The organism is Pseudomonas sp. NPDC089392, from assembly GCF_044749595.1.
GTDB lineage: Bacteria > Pseudomonadota > Gammaproteobacteria > Pseudomonadales > Pseudomonadaceae > Aquipseudomonas.
Genome location: NZ_JBIVIF010000039.1, coordinates 1 through 16,846 on the forward strand (window position 1 = coordinate 1; position 16,846 = coordinate 16,846).

The 16,846-nt window shown below is 65.5% G+C and carries 13 protein-coding genes; all 13 read right to left on the reverse strand.

Annotated features, from left to right (window positions below; genetic code table 11):
* Window positions 1-172: 172 nt before the first annotated feature.
* The 13 genes from ACIP1G_RS25135 to ACIP1G_RS25195 all read right to left on the reverse strand — a co-directional run bounded on the left by ACIP1G_RS25135 (window position 173) and on the right by ACIP1G_RS25195 (window position 16,820).
* Window positions 173-346, reverse strand: a complete 174-nt coding sequence (locus ACIP1G_RS25135) for a hypothetical protein (protein WP_400741780.1) — start codon at window positions 344-346, stop codon at window positions 173-175.
* Window positions 347-402: 56 nt separating this feature from the next.
* Complete coding sequence (locus ACIP1G_RS25140) at window positions 403-1,443, reverse strand: Rieske 2Fe-2S domain-containing protein (protein WP_400741783.1); 1,041 nt, start codon at window positions 1,441-1,443, stop codon at window positions 403-405.
* A 139-nt stretch (window positions 1,444-1,582) separates the two neighbouring features.
* Entirely contained in the window at window positions 1,583-2,911 is a 1,329-nt protein-coding gene (locus ACIP1G_RS25145) for a DUF1329 domain-containing protein (RefSeq protein ID WP_400741872.1), read from the reverse strand.
* Window positions 2,912-3,038: 127 nt separating this feature from the next.
* The gene (locus ACIP1G_RS25150) at window positions 3,039-4,232 is read right to left on the reverse strand and encodes a helix-turn-helix transcriptional regulator (protein ID WP_400741785.1); all 1,194 of its coding nucleotides are present in this window, start codon (window positions 4,230-4,232) and stop codon (window positions 3,039-3,041) included.
* Complete coding sequence (locus ACIP1G_RS25155; protein ID WP_400741788.1) at window positions 4,222-6,588, reverse strand: RND family transporter; 2,367 nt, start codon at window positions 6,586-6,588, stop codon at window positions 4,222-4,224. The genes ACIP1G_RS25150 and ACIP1G_RS25155 overlap by 11 nt, the downstream gene beginning before the upstream one ends.
* Window positions 6,585-7,580, reverse strand: a complete 996-nt coding sequence (locus tag ACIP1G_RS25160; RefSeq protein WP_400741791.1) for a WD40/YVTN/BNR-like repeat-containing protein — start codon at window positions 7,578-7,580, stop codon at window positions 6,585-6,587. The genes ACIP1G_RS25155 and ACIP1G_RS25160 overlap by 4 nt, the downstream gene beginning before the upstream one ends.
* A gap of 188 nt (window positions 7,581-7,768) precedes the next feature.
* Window positions 7,769-8,602 (reverse strand): SDR family NAD(P)-dependent oxidoreductase, encoded by an 834-nt coding sequence (locus tag ACIP1G_RS25165; RefSeq protein ID WP_400741794.1) that lies wholly within the window; start codon window positions 8,600-8,602, stop codon window positions 7,769-7,771.
* Between the two features lie 12 nt (window positions 8,603-8,614).
* On the reverse strand, window positions 8,615-9,382 hold the full coding sequence (locus ACIP1G_RS25170; protein ID WP_400741796.1) for an SDR family oxidoreductase: 768 nt from the start codon (window positions 9,380-9,382) through the stop codon (window positions 8,615-8,617).
* 93 nt (window positions 9,383-9,475) lie between these two features.
* Window positions 9,476-10,711 carry a helix-turn-helix transcriptional regulator gene (locus ACIP1G_RS25175; RefSeq protein WP_400741798.1) on the reverse strand — a complete coding sequence of 412 codons (1,236 nt, stop codon included), beginning with the start codon at window positions 10,709-10,711 and terminating at the stop codon, window positions 9,476-9,478.
* A 156-nt stretch (window positions 10,712-10,867) separates the two neighbouring features.
* The gene (locus ACIP1G_RS25180; RefSeq protein ID WP_400741800.1) at window positions 10,868-13,270 is read right to left on the reverse strand and encodes an RND family transporter; all 2,403 of its coding nucleotides are present in this window, start codon (window positions 13,268-13,270) and stop codon (window positions 10,868-10,870) included.
* Window positions 13,271-13,280: 10 nt separating this feature from the next.
* On the reverse strand, window positions 13,281-14,249 hold the full coding sequence (locus ACIP1G_RS25185) for a WD40/YVTN/BNR-like repeat-containing protein (RefSeq protein WP_400741803.1): 969 nt from the start codon (window positions 14,247-14,249) through the stop codon (window positions 13,281-13,283).
* Window positions 14,250-14,658: 409 nt separating this feature from the next.
* Complete coding sequence (locus ACIP1G_RS25190) at window positions 14,659-15,603, reverse strand: OB-fold domain-containing protein (protein ID WP_400741805.1); 945 nt, start codon at window positions 15,601-15,603, stop codon at window positions 14,659-14,661.
* 5 nt (window positions 15,604-15,608) lie between these two features.
* On the reverse strand, window positions 15,609-16,820 hold the full coding sequence (locus ACIP1G_RS25195) for a thiolase family protein (RefSeq protein WP_400741808.1): 1,212 nt from the start codon (window positions 16,818-16,820) through the stop codon (window positions 15,609-15,611).
* Window positions 16,821-16,846: the final 26 nt, after the last annotated feature.

Consider the following 16,846-nt stretch of genomic DNA (forward strand, 5'->3'; position numbering starts at 1 on the left):
CCCGAAACAGATGTAGGAGCAGCCTTGTGCTGCGAAGCGCCGCGCGGGCGGCGCTCGATCTGTGCATCACCTCAAATCCCCAGCCATGCACCTGGCAGCCCTAACGCCATCTCCCCGACAAACAAATCGCAGCCGCTCTCCCCCAATTTTTGGTCAACCGGTGCCCCAAGCGTCAACGCACCCCAGGCAACCCTTGGAAACTCGGCAAGATATTCATGCAACCGGGAATCTGCCGGCACGCCTTGGCCGCAGCCGATTCGGGCACTGCCGAGGCGACCAGCGTCAGCCCGATGATCAACACCACCAACAGCGGCACGCTGTACGCCAGCAAGCTCTGTATCTTCATCACCACCCCCTCGCTATGCGCCTCGCCAACACCAGGCTGGCGAGGCGCTGTGGCACTCAGCGTTCATCCACCGTAACGATCTCGCGGCGCTCGGCCATGCTCGCCGGCACCTGGTCCTCGTCGGTGAAGAACTGTTGGTACCACTCGCGCAGCTGGTACACCGGGCCGTCGTTCTCGGCCAGCACCGGTTTGTCGATGCGCACCTTGTGCTTCCAGATATCCACGTCCTGGTAGAACGACTCACGGTTGCTCTTGACGTAGGCCTTGGCGATCTCGCCATTCTGCTCATCGGTAAGGCCTGGCACGCGCTTGACCATGCAACCAAAGCGCAGCACGAAGCTGTCCGCCGTCACCGGTACGTGGCTGTTGAGCAGGATCGCGTGCACCCGTACCTCGCCGAACATCGAGCTCAGTTCGGTGAAGTGCGTGGCCGGCCCGTAGTACGCCGAAGGCGCGATCAGGTCGCCGCCCAGGCGCTCGGAGTCGCCGTGGAAGATCTGCCGGCCGATATGCCCTTCGAACACGTTGGCAAAATACTTGGTCGGGGTGCCGTGCACCGGCCCGAAGTGCTGGGCGTCGACCAGGTTGTCGACCAGCTCGCGCGGGTTGGTCTCGATCAGCATGGTGTCGATGTTCCAGTCATGGATCCAGTCGGGGTCGTCCATCTCCGGCAGGTGCGGAATGACCACGCCGTCCTTGGGCGGGCGCCCTTCCGGGTTGTTCCAGACGAACAGCAGGTTGTTTTCCTCGCAGGTCAGCCAGCTGCGCGTCTTGGCCTTGGGCGGTATGCGCTTGCAGTAGGGAATCTCCACGCATTTGCCTCTGGTGTCGTACTTCCAGTGGTGGAACGGGCACACCACGGTGTCGTTCTCGATGGTGCCCTGGGACAGGTCGGCGCCCATGTGCGGGCAGAACGCATCGAGAATGCTGATGGTCCCGGCACTGTTGGCGAAGGCCACCAGGCGCGTGCCAAACACATTCAGGGTATGCAGCTTGCCATCACGGTAGTCATCGGCCACGCCCAGGCAGTGCCAGCCCCTGGCGTAACGGTGGGCGCGCTGGGCGCTTTCGATGGAAAGTTCGGCGAGTTTGGTCATGTTCTTGTTATTCCTGTATTGGATACGCCAGTCACCGGCAATACCCCTGCGGTCCCAGGGGGAATACCTGGTGGCTATCTTTGAGCAGGCGTGTCGGGCCCTCATCCTTCAATCGGACTAGGTCGGGCCCGGGCGCGCATCATTGGCCGAAACGCCGCGCCGCCTCCGGGCCGAAATCCCGGGGGCTGAAGCCGGTGCGGTTGAGCAGGTAGCCGTTACGCTGCTGGTTGATCAGGTTGAACGCCAGGTAACTGCCGGCATTGAGGTCGTGGTAAAGCCCCACGCCGGCCTGTGGCCGCTGCGACTCGTAGGCATAGAAGTAGTTGACCATCGAGGTGCGCCACAGCTCGCCCCGGTTGTCATAGTTGTCGGCCAGCATCGGGAACCAAGTGTCCTCGTCGATGTACAACTTGCGCTTGCCATACAGGTGCCGATAGCCGGGCTTGAGGTTGCCTTCAAGCTCCCACACCCGATGGCGCTCGTAGCGCATGGCCTGCGGGTTGAGGTGCCCAGGGGTCAGCAGGTCGGCGTACTTGAGGTCCGGGGCATGCACGCGGAAGGCGTTGTAGGGGATGAACATTTCCCGCTTGCCGACGATCTTCCAGTCATAGCGCTGGCCCGAGCCGTTGAACAGGCGCACCTCGTCGACAGTGATCGAACCACCACTGCCCGGGAACGACATGTCAAAGCCATACCCTGGCGATTGCCGCACCCGCCGCGTGCCCGGGTCGTAGCGCCAGGCCTGGCGCGGTTCGGTCTTGTCGTTCCAGAACTCGGTACCGGTGTTGATCTCGCCTTTGTCGCGCTGCGGCAACAGGGTTTCGTTGAGGTAGAACGACGAGTTGCCCACCGTTTCTCCCACTTTGCCCGGCTCCAGTGCCGGCGCCAGGTTGCGCGAATGCACGCGGCCCCAGTTGATGTTGCCGTCCTTGAGCACGTAGGCGTTGTCGGAGGTGTATTCCTCGGTCCAGGCACGCAAGGTAAAGGTCGAGGCATTCTTCAGCAGCTCCAGGCCACTGCGCGGCACCGGGAATGGCGTGCCGCCAGTCTTGCCGACCACGCCTTCGCCATCGTCGACCAGCTTGGCCACCTTGGCGTTCTCGCGGGTCGCCTGGCATACCGCGTCGTCAAAGCGGAAGTCTCGGTGGCTAGGGTAGATCGGCATCTTGAAGGTGGCCGGGTACAGCTTGAACAGCGCCTTTTGCCCGTCAGACAGCGCATCGCCGTACTGGGCCAGGTTGTCGGCGGTAATCACGAACAGCGGCTTTTCGTCCGGGTACGGGTCCACAGGGTGCTGGCCAGTGCCCTTGAACGAGACATTGGGCGGCACACCCAGCCACTTGCCAGAGAACGGCGGGATGCTGCCATCGGTGTTGCCGGTCGGGTCTGCCCCCACGCAGGTGAGGTCCTTGCCCAGGCGCTCGACATCCTCGGGCGCAGCCAGCGCCACACCCGGCGCCGTAGCCATCAGCAGCAGGCTCAGGGCCAGGCCGCGGCGCGCCAGAATACTCTCGGTCATTGTTGTTCTCCTTGGTTACCGATAGCGGTGGCCCAGTATCGGCAGGCCCTCACGGCAGCAGCATCGTCCGCTCGGACTAACGCATTTGCGGCGCCAGGCTGCCGGGCTCGCCCAGTGCGACCACGCTGTTGAGCATGATCCGCACCAGCTCGGTCTGGCGCCGCACCCCGGTCTTCGAGAAGATCGAGCGCAAGTGCGCGCGCGCCGTGTTGCGGCGGATGTTGAGCCGCTCGGACGCCTCTTCCAGGGACAAGCCGTTGGCCAGTTCCAGGGCCAGGCCGGTTTCTGCCGGCGTGAGATTGTACAGCTGGGCGGTCACCGTGTTGCTCGCCAGCGACTTGCCCACCGCGTCGCGCACGTACACCACCACTGTCGGCTTGCCCTTGCCCTCGACCAGCTCCTGGGACGGCACCAGCTCGACCACCACCCCCAGGTTGACCTGCCCGGACGGGCGTGACACCGACATCGCCTCGGCGCCCTGGGCGGCCAGGTTGCCTTGCCGGCTGCGCAGGAAGGCGCTGCGCACCAGCCGGCCCAGCTCGCGGTTGTCGCTCGGGTAGGTGGCCTCCAGGCGGCCACCTACCAGTTTCAGCCCGTCGTTGCTGTCGACGATCTCGCGGGCCACCGGGTTCAGCTGCAGCACACTGCCAGTCTCATCGAGCATGATGGTGGCGACGGCCAGGCGGTTGATGGTCTGCGAATACAGCGTACCCAGCGAGGCGCTGCGGTCGAGTAGTGCGTGCATGTGCAGGGCCCGGCGCAGGTGCGGCACCAGCATCGCGCACAGCGCCCGCTCCAGCTCGCCGAAGCGCGGCTGCCCACGCGGGCGGTTGATGCGCAGGCGCAGGGTGCCACCGTCAGGCATGCTGATGTCGACGCCGAGCATGTGAAAACAGCCGTAGGGCGCGCAGTACAGCAGGTAGAACGACGAACAGGCCCACTCGGCATCGCTCATCAGCTCGTCGATGGTGAACACGGTGTCCACCGGCAGCCTGTCGAACAGCGAAGCCTTCTCGCAGTAGGCGAAATGGTTGACGCCACCCTCCCCCGGCTCGACATCGCCGGCGACCATCATCGGCGACAGCAACGGCTCGTCGAGCACCCGCAGGATCAGCGTCACGTAGCTGGCCGCAAACAGCCCGCGCAGCTGGCGCAGGGCATCGTTGAGCCGCTGGGTATCAAGTGCCGCATCGTACATGTTGCCGATCAGGCGCTCGTATTCGCCAAGCTCGATGCCCAGCTGGGCCAGCACCTGAGCGTTAGGCAGCATGGGCAGGCTCCAGATCAGGGGTGCGGGCCACCAGCGGCCGGTCGCGGTCGAACCAGGCCGCCAGTGCCGGCAAAAGGAAGATCGCGCCGAACACGTTCACCAGGAACATGAACGCCAGCAGAATGCCCATGTCGGCCTGCAGCTTGAGCGGCGCGAAGGCCCAGGTACCTACCCCGATCGACATGGTCAGGGCCGTGAACACTGCCGCCGTGCCGCGCTGGCACATGGCGCGGTAGAAGGCGTTGCGCAGGTCCTGGCCGTCAGCCATTTCATGCTGGATGCGCTCGTACAGGTAGATGCCGTAGTCCACCCCCACCCCAACCCCCAGCGCCATCACCGGCAATGTCGCGACCTTCAGGCCAATGCCCAGCCACGCCATCAGCGCGTTGCACAGGATCGCCACAATGCCCAGCGGCACCACGATGCACAGCACCGCGCGCAACGAACGGAAGGTCAGCAGGCAGAACAGGCCAACCGAACAGAACAGCGCTGCCAGCATCCAGACCTCGGCCTGCTTGACCGCCTCGTTGGCCGCCGCCATCACCCCGACATTACCCCCGGCCAGGTAGAACGTGGCCTGCGGCACCTGCAGCGTGGCGATGATGCGCCGGGCCTCGCTGACCACATGGGCCACGGTCGCGCCCTCGTGGTCATTGAGGAACACCAGCACCTGCATACGCTGGCAACCCTCGGTGACCAGGCCCGAATCCGGCGTATAGGCCATCGAGCCTTGTTGCAGGCCACGCGAGGATCCGGGGATGGCCGCCCAGCGTGGGTTGCCTTCGTTGTTGCCGGCGATCATCTCCTTGCCCATGCCAGCCACGCTCTGCACCGACTGCACCCCGGCGACGTTGCGCATCTGCAAGTCGAACGACTCGACCGCGCGCATTACCGCCGGCGCCAGGCAGGCTTCGTCGATGCCACGGGTCTGGACGAATACCGCCAGCACATCGAGGCCGACGGCGTAACTGCTGACGATGCGCTGGTTATCCTGGTTATAGCGCGAATCGGCACGCAGCTCCGGCGCCCCAGGGCCGATGTCACCTACCGCCAGCTGCCGCGCCTTGAACACGCCCACGCCCAGCAGCACCAGGCTGATGCCAAACACCAGCAGCGCAGGCCCTGGCTGCGCCAGTGCCGACAGGCGCCACCAAAGGGGGTGTTGCCGCGCATTCGTCTGCGGTGCTGCAGCCACCTTGACCTTGAGGTATGACAGCACCAACGGCAACAGCATCTTGTTGGTGACGATCATCAGCATCACCCCAAGGCACGCCGTCACCCCCAGCTCGTGCACGATCGGGATGTCGATCAGCATGATCACGGCAAAACCCAGGGCATTCATCAGCAGCGCCAGCGAGCCGGGGATGAAGATCTTGCAGAAGGCCGAATGCGCCGCTTGCGCGGCCGTCGCCCCGGCCATTACGACCTGCCGCCAGGCATTGGTCATCTGCACCGCATGCGACACGCCAATGGAGAAGATCAGAAAGGGCACCAGCACCGACATCGGGTCGATCCCCAGGCCCAGCAGCGGCAGCAACCCCAGCAGCCACACCACCGGCAACAGCGCCACCAGCAAAGCCACCAGGGTCAGGCGCAACGAGCGCGAGTACAGCCACAGCAGCGCGGCGGTAATCAGAAAGGCGACGACGAAGAACAGCAGCACGGTGTTCAGCCCCTCGACCACATCGCCCACCAGCTTGGCGAAGCCCACCACGTTGATCTCGATATCGGCGCTGGCGTAGCGCGCGCGTATGTCTTCCAGGCGTTTGGCCACCTCCACATACGACACCGGCTGGCCGGTACGCGGGTCGCTGTCCTGCAAGTCGGCGCGCACCAGCGCCGCGCGCTGGTCGTTGGCCAGCAGGCGGCCTACCTGCCCGGCGCGCGCGGCATTGCTGCGCACCTTCTGCAGGTCCTCGGCGGTGCCGGCGTACTGGGGCGGCACCACCAGGTCGCCGACGAAACCCTCTTCGGTCACCTCCACATAACGTACGTTGGGCGTGAACAGCGAGGTCACGCTTGGCCGGCTGACGCCGGGAATGAAAAACACGTCGTCGGTGACCTGTTGCAATACCTTGAGGAATTCAGGGCGGTAGATATCGCCCTCGCCCTTCCAGCGCACGCTCACCAGCAGGCGGTTGGCCCCGGTGAACACCCGGCTGAAATCAAGGAAGTTGAGCATGTACGCGTGGCGCACCGGGATCTGCTTGTTGAACCCGGGGTCCAGGCGCACCTGGGTGGCGCTGTAACCCAGCGCCACGGTCACCAGCAAGAACAGCCCGAGCCAGGCACGCCTGGCGTCAAGCAGCAGATCCGCGCAACCGAGTACCCATCGCTCGCTCCGGCTGCGGCTCATGGCCGGGCCTCCTGGCTGACCGCAACGGTGGGTTGCACGCCCTGGAACACGCCACGCTCACCGGCCACCAGCAGGTGGCGGCCGCTGAGGCCCAGCGCCGACGTCAAGGTGCCCAGGCCGCTGCGCTGATCGATGCCCAGCAGGTTGCCCTCGGCATCCAGGCGGATCAGCCGGCTGGCGCCGCCTACCAGCACCAATCCGCCCTGCCCCGGCAAACGGGCGTGGCCGTAGATTGGCTGGTTGCTGCCAACATCGATGCGCTGCCAGCTGTCGCCGAAGTCTGTGCTGCGAAACACATGGCCACGCATGCCATAGGCCAGCCAAGACGAGGCCGAGAGGCGCACCACACCGAATAGCGAGCCGTTGTAGAACGGCGGCATGAGCTGCCAGTGCTGGCCGCCATCGCTGGAGCGCAGCACCAGGCCTTGCTCGCCAACCAGCATCTGGCGGCCATCGGCACCGCCGTCGAGGCCGTTGAAGTGGGCGCCGTCACCTGGCATCTCGCGGGCGGCCCAGTGTTCACCAGCATCCTCCGAGACCAGGAACTTGCCATAGCTGCCGTAGGCCACTACCTGCTGGCCGTTGCCACTCCACACCCCGAGCAGCGGTTCGCCGAGCTCGGCGTCGTGGTGTTTTGCCTGCCAGGTCTGGCCAGCGTCGCTGGAGCGCAGGATTAACCCGTCATGGCCTACAGCAACCAGCACCTGGGCATTGAGGGCGACCACGCCGGTCAGCGTAGCGTCACGCCCGGCGCCGAGTTGGCCGGCTTGCCAACTGCGGCCGCTGTCGAGGCTGGTGAGCAGCGTGCCGCGCTCACCGACGGCGACCAGGCGGTCCCCGGCGCTTACCAAAGCATTGACCTGGACCCGGTCGACCAGCACCTCGGTGACCGCGAGGGGGGCGGGTTGGCGCGGAGCGAAGGCAAAGGCGACGGCGGCGATGACGATAGCGCTCATCAGGTAACCGGTCAGTTGGCGCGGGGCAGGCTGCATTGGGATGACCCTCTTGGAATTGTGCCGGAATGATCCAGCCGCCCTGCCCCGGGCTACATCGTCCAAATGGCCTAAACCGCGCCTACTTGGGATTTGCAGTGGTGCAGAAATCGAGCGCCGCGCGGGCGGCGCTCGATCTGACAGGCAACCAAAATCCCAAGGCAAGCACCCGCGCCATATACCGAAGATCAGCGCCAGTCAGCGACAATCCCATACTCCAAGGCCAACGCCTGCGCCGCCAGGGTGCGCCGCTGATACTGCTCGGCCCGGGGGTCAGTGGCCAGCCACAACATCACCGCCGCCGGCACCTCGGGCGGCGCACTGCCAGCTCGCAAGGCAATGACACCCCGTTCGCCAATGGTCACCTTCAATGCCTCGGTGGTCACCACCCCCGGGTTCAAGGTGTAGGCACGGATCCCCCGCTCGCCCAGCTCCGTCGACAGAATCCCCGACAGCCGCGATACCGCCGCCTTGCCGGCACCGTAGGCATAACCCCAGCCGCCTTTGTCCGCCGCCACCGGCGGGTCGCTCTCGCCGGCACCTGAAGTGACGTTGATCACCACGCCACTGCCCTGCCCCAGCATCCGCTGCACCACGGCCTGGGTCAGCAGGAACGGCGTAAGGATATACCCCGTGAACATCCGTTCGAGGGTTTGCGGCTGCAGCGCCAGGAAGGTCGCATTAAGGTCGCTGCCCTGGTAGATGGCGTTGTTCACCAGCACATCGATACGCCCGTACTCGGCCAGCACCGTCGCGCAGGCGTGCTCGGCCGAGCTGCTGTCCAGCAGGTCCATCGGCACCACCAGCACCCGCCCACCCAGCGCGCGAATTGCCTCGGCGGTGCCGTTCAAGCTGCCCGACAACGGCGTACCCGCAGCGTCGCGCAAGGCATGCGGGTGCTGCTCACCCTCTTCGAGCGTGCGCGCGCTGATCGCCAGGTCGTAACCGGCACGGGCAAACGCCAGCGCCGCCGCCCGGCCGATGCCACGGCTGGCACCGGTAATGAAGGCCACTTTATTCATGCTCGATCCTTGTCAGAAACGCGGCGCACGCACCTTCGCGTCCATACCGCCATCGATGAAAACCACGCTGCCATGGATGAACGATGCCTGCTCGGACTGCAGGAACGCCACCAGTGCAGCAATTTCCTCCGGGCGCCCGGCACGCCCCAGCGGCGCGACAAACTCACGTACGGCCTTGCCAAAGCGGGCATCGTTCAGCGATGCCTGGTGCAACGGCGTCTGCACCGCACCTGGCGCCACCACATTCAAGCGGATGCCCTGCTGGCCCCAGGTCGGCGCCAGGCGCCGGGCGTGATGAGCAATGGCGTATTTGGAACAGGCATAAGCCACATGCGGTTGGCCCAGGCCGTTGGCCAGGTCGAGCGCGCGGGCCTCGGCGCCTTCGAGCATTGCCGCGGTCATTGCCTGCTGGTCAGCCCCGGGCTGGGTAGCTGCCACCGAGCCGATCACCAGCGCAGCCGGGTTGCGCCCCTGCGCCAGGGCACCTTGCAAGCCGTCGAGCAACTGGCTCACGCCAAAATAGTTGACTGCCAGGATCAAGCCGCAGGACGGTGCAGTAACGCCGATTCCAGCGCAGCACACCAGGCCATCGAGCACCCCGCCGCTGCGCTCAAGCACCTCGGCAATGGCCGCCGCACGCCCTTGCGCGGTAGACAGGTCGGCCACCACCTCGGCATTGGCGCGGTCGATGCCGATGACTTCATGACCTGCTGCACGCAGCGCGGCAGCAACCGCCGCGCCAATGCCCGAGGCACTGCCACTGATAGCTGTAACAGACATAATCGATCTCCAGGGTAGGTCTGCCCAGTATCGGCAGAAGCAAAACGCGCCGGCATCGTCCTTGCGGACTAACACCGGCGCCACGGCCGCGCCTCAGGCGCTGCGAGCAGTGGCCACGGCCAGCTTCGGTGGCGGTACCTTGAGGCGTTCGACCGCCTTCAGTGCAACCTTGGGCTTGCCCAGGGCGACCACGCTGTTGAGCAGGATGCGCACCAGTTCGGTCTGCCGGCGCACCCCGGTCTTGGAGAAAATCGAGCGCAAATGCGCACGCGCCGTGTTGCGGCGAATATTCAGTTCTTCGGCGGCCTCTTCCAGCGACAAGCCGTTGGCCAGTTCCATGGCCAGCGCGGTTTCGGCGCGGGTCAGGTTGAACAGCTGCTTGGTCACCACCTCGCTGGCCAGCGACTTGCTTGCGGCATCGCGGATGTACACCAGCGCTGCCGGCTTGCCACGCTCATCGGCCCAGTCCAGCGACGGGATCGACTCCACCACCAGGCCCAGGTTGACCAACCCCGACGGGCGGGTCACCGACATGGCTTCGGCGCCTTTTGGCGCGTCCGCGGCAAACGCCGCTTTGATCAGGCGCTGCAGTTCGCGGTTATCGCTCGGGTAAGTTGCCTCCAGGCGCCCGCCCACCAGCTTCAGCCCGTCGGCACTGGCCAGGATCTCCTGGGCCACCGGGTTGACCTGCAGCACGCTGCCGCTTTCATCCAGCACCAGCGTGGCCACCGACAGGCGGCTGATGGCCTGAGAGTAGAGCTCGCTTAGCGACTCGCTGCGGTCGAGCAGGTTGTGCATCTGCAAGGCCCGGCGCAAGTGCGGCAGGAACATGCCGCACAGGGCGCGCTCATCGGCCGAGAAGTTCGGCTCGCGCTTGGGCCGGGTGACGCGAAAACGCAGCTTGCCGCCATCGGGCGTGGAAATGTCGGCCCCCATTACGTGGTACACGTCCTGCTGGCTGCAGAACATCTTGAAGTAGGCGCTGCGCTCCCATTCGGGGTAGGTCATTACGTCGTCGACCGCGAACACCTGGTCCGGCGGCTGGTTGGCGAAGGGGGTATTGGTTTGCGGGTAGGTCATGTAGGTAACATCACCAGCCCCTTCAATGTCGCCGGAAATGATCATCACGCCCATGTCCGGCTGGTCTGGCACGCGCAAGATCAAGGTCACGTAGTTGGCGGCATAGAGGGTGCGGAAGCTGGTCAGCGCGGCGGCCATCAGCTTGGGGTCGAGCGCACCTTCGTAGACTTCCCCAACCAGGCGATCGAAGGTCGCCAGGTCACAGCCGAGTCTGGCCAGTGCATCATGGGTCAAGACAGCTTTTTCCACAGTCTTCTCCTCGCTCGGGTAAGGCGTGGGCCTTCCCTTGTTATTTTTATAATTTCGGCGCCGGGGCCTTGGCCCCGTGCAGCTGTCGATGCTCGCGGCACAGTCTCGCCGCCCCGCCCTGGCGCCGACAATAGGGGCGCCAGGGTTTATTTTGTATTACCGGTTATGTCCTCCAGCGCCGCCCACCAGCACCGCGTGCTGCGCCGTTTGTCGGGCCACCAATGGGCGCCCGCGGTTGAACCAGGCTGCCAGTGCCGGCAGCAGGAAAATCGCCCCCAGCACGTTGACCAGGAACATGAACGACAGCAGTACGCCCATGTTGGCCTGGAACTTGAGCGGCGCGAATGCCCAGGTGCAAACGCCGATGGACATGGTCAAGGCGGTGAACACGGCGGCGGTGCCGCGCTGGCACATGGCCAGGTAGAATGCCTCGCGCAGCGTGGCACCGGCGGCCATCTCGTGTTGAATGCGCTCGTACAGGTAAATGCCGTAGTCCACGCCGACCCCCACCCCCAAGGCCATGACTGGCAAGGTGGCGACCTTCAGGCCGATGCCGAGCATGGCCATCAACGCATTGCACAGGATCGCGACGATGGCCAGCGGCACCAGGATGCACAGCACCGCACGCAGCGACATGAAGGTCAGCCAGCAGAACAGCGCCACCGAGCCGAACAGTGCCGCCAGCATGGTCACCTCGGCGCGCTTGACCGCTTCGTTGGAGGCGGCCATGACGCCGACGTTGCCGCCGGCGAGCAGGAAGTCGACCTTCGGGCCGCGTACGTCGGCGATGATGCGCCGTGCCTCGCCGATGGCATGGCTGATGGTGGCGCCTTCGTGGTCGGCAAGGAACACCAGGATCTGCATCTGCTGGCAGCCCTCGGTGACCAGGCCGTCGTCCGGCATGTAGGCCCGTGCGCCCTGGCTCAGGCCGCGGGCCGAGCCGGGGATGGCCGCCCAGCGCGGGTTGCCTTCGTTGTTGCCCGCGATCACCCGCTTGCCCATGCCGGCCACGCTCTGCACCGACTGCACGCCACTGACTGCACGCATGCGGAAGTCAAAGGCCTCGACCGCGCGCATGACCTCGGGCGACAGGCACCCCTCTTCGATCCCCTTGACCTCGACGAACACCGACAGCACGTCGAGGCCGATCGAGTAGCTGCCGATGATCCGTGCATTGTCCTGGTTGTAGCGCGAATCGCTGCGCAGCTCCGGTGCCCCGGCGCCGATATCGCCCACTGCCAGCTCGCGTGCTTTCCAGGCACCGGCCACCAGCAGCGCCAGGCTCACGGCGAACACCGCCAGCGCCGGGCCCGGCTCGGCCAGCGCCGACAACCGCCACCACAGGCGGTGGCGCCCGGCCTCGCGGGCTTGGGCCCGCTGCAACGTGGCGGGCTCCAGGCGCAGCCAGGAGAGGATGATCGGCAGCATCAGCTTGTTGGTGATGATCATCAGCATCACACCGATGCAGGCGGTCACCCCCAGCTCATGTACGATCGGGATGTCGATCAGCATGATCACGGCAAAACCCAGGGCATTCATCAGCAACGCCAGCGAGCCGGGAATGAAGATCTTGCAGAAGGCCGAACGCGCCGCCTGCTGGGCGCTGGCCCCGGCCACCACGTCCTGCTTCCAGGCATTGGTCATCTGCACCGCGTGGGACACGCCAATCGAGAAGATCAGGAACGGTACCAGGATCGACATCGGGTCGATGCCCAGCCCCAGCAGCGGCAACAGGCCCAGCAGCCACACCACCGGCAGCAGCGCCACCACCAGGGCGACCAGGGTCAGGCGCCAGGAGCGTGCATACAGCCACAGCAGCAGCGCGGTGATGACGAAGGCGATCACGAAGAAGCCGATCACCGTGTTCAGCCCCTCGACCACATCGCCCACCAGCTTGGCGAAACCGACGATGCTGATTTCGATGTCGGCGCTGGCGTACTTGTCGCGCAGCGCCTCCAGGCGCTTGGCGACTTCGACATAGTCCACCGGTTTGCCCGTTTGCGGGTCGGTATCCTGCAGGTCGGCACGCACCATCGCCGACTTCAGGTCGTTGGCGATCAGCCGGCCGATCTGCCCGGAGGCCGCGGCGTTGCTGCGCACCTGGGCCAGGTCGGCAGCACTGCCGTTGAAGCGTGGTGGCACCACCACGTCGCCGTAAAAGCCTTCCTCGGTGATTTCGATGTAGCGCACGTTGGCGGTGAACAGCGACGTGACACTGGCGCGGTTGACACCGGAAATGAAGAACACGTCGTCGGTGACTTTGCGCAGGGTGTCGAGGAATTCCGGGTTGTACAGGTCGCCCTCGCCTTTCCAGCGCACGCTGACGAGGAAGCGGTTGGCACCGGTGAAGTATTGGCTGAAGCGCAGGAAGTTCACCATGTAGTCATGGCGCACCGGGATCTGCTTGTTGAAACCTGGGTCCAGCTGGGTATGGGTGGCGCTGTAGCCCAGGCCCAAGGTCAGCAGCACGAACAGCAACAGCAGGCCTTTGCGCCCTTTCATCAAGGCGCTGGCAGTGGCCTGGACGCAGCGCGCGGCGCGAGTGTCTGGTTTTTTCATGGTTTGCCTCTCATTGGCTCAGCGCGGCAAGGCTGCCCGCACTGGCATCGAAAACCCCTTGTTCACCGCCCAACAACAGCCGTGAACCCACCATTGCCGCCGAGGTCAGGGTGCCGTGCCCGACCAGGCGCGTAGCGCTCTGCAACTGACCGCGCGGGCCCAGGCGCACCAACGAGCCGCCCGCACCGACGATCACCAGCCCACCGCCTGGCAAGCGGGTGTGCCCATAAAGCGGCAGCGCGTTGCCGACTTCGACCTGGCGCCAGTGCTCGCCAAAGTCATGGCTGACGAACACATGCCCGCGCATGCCGTAGGCCACCCAGTCGTCTTGGCTCAGGCGCACGATGCCGAACAGCGAACCGCTGTAGAACGCCGGCAGCGTCTGCCATTGCACGCCGCCGTCATGGCTGCGCAGCACCAGGCCCTGCTCGCCGACCAGCATGCGCCGGCCATCGGCGCCACCGTCCATGCTGTTGAGGTGGGCGCTGTCGATATCTAGCGTCAAGGCCTGCCAGGTCGCCCCGGCATCAATGGACTGGTAGAACTTGCCAAAGCTGCCGTAGGCCAGGACGCGCTCAGCGCCGGCCGCCCACACGCCCAGCAGCGGTTCGCCAAGCTTGTTGTCGTGGCGCACCTCACGCCAAAGCCGGCCGCCATCGTCGGAGCGCAGGATCCAACCGTCATGGCCGACCGCCAGCAGGCGCTGTGCGTCGAGCGCCACCACGGCGGTCAGGGCCACCTGGCGTTGCGGTTCGACCACCGCCTGTTGCCAGCTGACGCCTTGGTCATCGCTGAACAGAATGCTGCCGCGCTCGCCTACCGCCAGCACGCGCGGGCCAAGGTCGAGCAAGGCGTTGACCTGCACCCGGTCGACACGCAGCGGTTTATCGGCGGGTGCGGCCTCAGGGCGAGGCAGGAAGGTAAAGACGATGGTCAGCCCGACGATCAGGCAGACCAGGTAGCCGATCACCGAGCGCATGGGCGTCGCTCCTGATCGAGGTGCACGTACAACGCAGCCATGGAGCCATTCCTCTTGTTCTTGTCAGGCGGGGGCATGGGGGATAGTCAGTCGGGGGCGTTGCGGAAACATCGTCCAAATGGCTTAAGGTTTGTCTGAATAGGCCTGTCGCCCCCTCCCACAGAATTGGTGCAGTCCCCAAGCCTTGTGCAACCCCTGTGGGAGCGGCTTCAGCCGCGAACACCGGCGCAGCCGGTGCCATACACAGTGTTGGATTCTTCGCGGGTGAACCCGCTCCCACAGGTACTGCATCTGCCTTGAAGACTGCGATGAACCTGTGGGAGCGGCTTTAGCCGCGAACACCGGCGCAGCCGGTGCCATACACCGCGTTGAATGCTTCGCGGGTCAACCCGATCCCACAGCTACGCCCTCAACGCTGGTAGAGAATCACCAGGTCATTGATCACCGACGGCCGCTCCTGGCCCACCACATGGGTATTGATCTCCAGGGTCAGCTGAGTACCACGCTGGTTCAGCTCCACCGCCTTGACCCTGGCCCGGGCATGAATGCGCGAGCCGGCCGGCACCGGCGCCGGGAAGCGCAAACGGTCGGAGCCGTAGTTGATCTGCGTGGTAAAGCCGGTGATCTCGAAGCCCAACGCCAGCTTCATCCGCGATTGCAGCACCTGCACCAGCGCGCCGTGGGCGATGGTGCCGCCAAACGGGCTGCTGCGCCGGGCCCGCTCAGGGTCGGTGTGAATCCAATAGTCGTCACCCGACAGCTGGGCGAAGGCATCGATCAGCGCCTGGTCCACCAGCAGGCTGTTGCTCCAGCCGCTGTACTGTTCGCTGACCAGGGCCTGCAGCGCGGCCTGGTCCTGGCAGTCGACCTGCAGGCAATTATCGGGCGCCTCGGCAGGCGCCACCGCGTCGACCACCTGCGGTACTTCCAGCGCTTCGGCGTCCTGCTCCAGGCCGGTGAAGCGCAATAGCCGGGTGCCCTTGCCATCGATCTGGGCAAACACCGGCTGCAACGGCATGCCGATACGGATCTGGTCTTCCTCCAGGCCCACCAGGGTGGTGTTGACCCGCACCCCTTCGGCCAGCTCCACCACCGCCAGTTTCTGCGGCATTTCATCGATGAAGTCAGGCAGGGTCGGAATGCGCGCCACGGTGAAGCTGTACAGCGTCGCCTGGCCGCTCACCTCACGCCACGCCGGCTCTGGCGCCAGGCAGGCCGGGCAGTGCCGACGAGGGTAGAACAGCCATTGTTCACAGGCACCACACTGCTGCACCAGCAGGCGGCGGGCCTTGAGCCCTTCCCAGAACGGCGCCGAGATCTCGGTGGCGACAGGCATCGGTTTGTTGTTCGACATAATGGTTATGCTCCCTGGAGGATCAATGCGCCCTGCTCGCTCATCACGCCGCCGGTACCGGAGACATAGACGCTGTCGCAGCGCTGCAACTGGCGCTCGCCGGCGGCACCGGCAATCTGCGTGACCGCCTCGATGACCTGCGACATGCCGCCGGCCGAACCGGCCTGGCCGAAGCTGAGCTGGCCGCCGTGGGTGTTCATGGGGAAATCGCCGCGCCAGGTCAGGTCATGCTCACGGACGAATGCCATGCCCTCGCCCTTGCCGCAGAAGCCGGCGTCTTCCAGGGTCAGCAAGGCGGTGATGGTGTAGCAGTCGTAGATCTGTGCGGCATCGACATCGCTGGGTTTCAGCCCGGCCATGGCGAAGGCGCGGCGCGAGGCCGGGCCGATTGGCGTATGCACCATGTCCTGGGCGTAGGTCGGCGACTTGAACGCCAGGTGTTCGCCAAAACCGGTAATGAACGCCGGGCGTTTGCGGGCGCGGGCCGCCAGCTCTTTATTGGTGATGATCAGTGCCGCGCCACCGGCCACCGGCATGACGATCTCCAGTACATGCAGCGGGTCGGCGACCATGCGGCTGGCCAGCACCTGCTCCACGGTCAGCGGCTGGCCGTAGAACATCGCCTGCGGGTTGGCCTGGGCGTTGCTGCGCTGGTCCACGGCAATTTTCGCCAGCGCGCGCGGGTCGTAGCCGTACTGGGCAGCGTAGCGCTGGGCGATCATTGCGTAGCCGGTGTTCTGGCCCATGTGCCCATAGGGCAGGTCGAACTCCGCCTCTGGCGCACCGAATGCCGTGCTGTGGCCGCCAAAGCGCATGGCCCGGGCCATCCAGCCTGGGTCCTCGTCCGGCCCCAAGGGTGCCATGCGCGCCGGCAGTACGCACAGCACCGCCTGGCACAGGCCCAACTCGATAGCCGCGGCGGCGCGCCAGACCATGCCGACCGAGGTGCAACCACCCAGGTCGACCACTTCGGCGAAGTTCAGCCGCAGCCCCAGGTATTCGGCGGCCATGGCCGGGACGAACACCGACGCTTCATGGAACTGCGGCCCGTTGATTACCAAGCCGTCCAGGTCCGAGGCTTGCAGGCCGGCATCGCGCAGGGCCTGGGCGGCCAGGTCGGCGACCTGCTCAAGGTGGAACATCTTCGGTGCCGTGGCGTACTTTTCCGGCTTGTACTGCGCGGTACCGACAATTGCTGCGTGGCCTTTGAGCCCCATGGTGCCTCCGAGCCGGCGCCTACAGG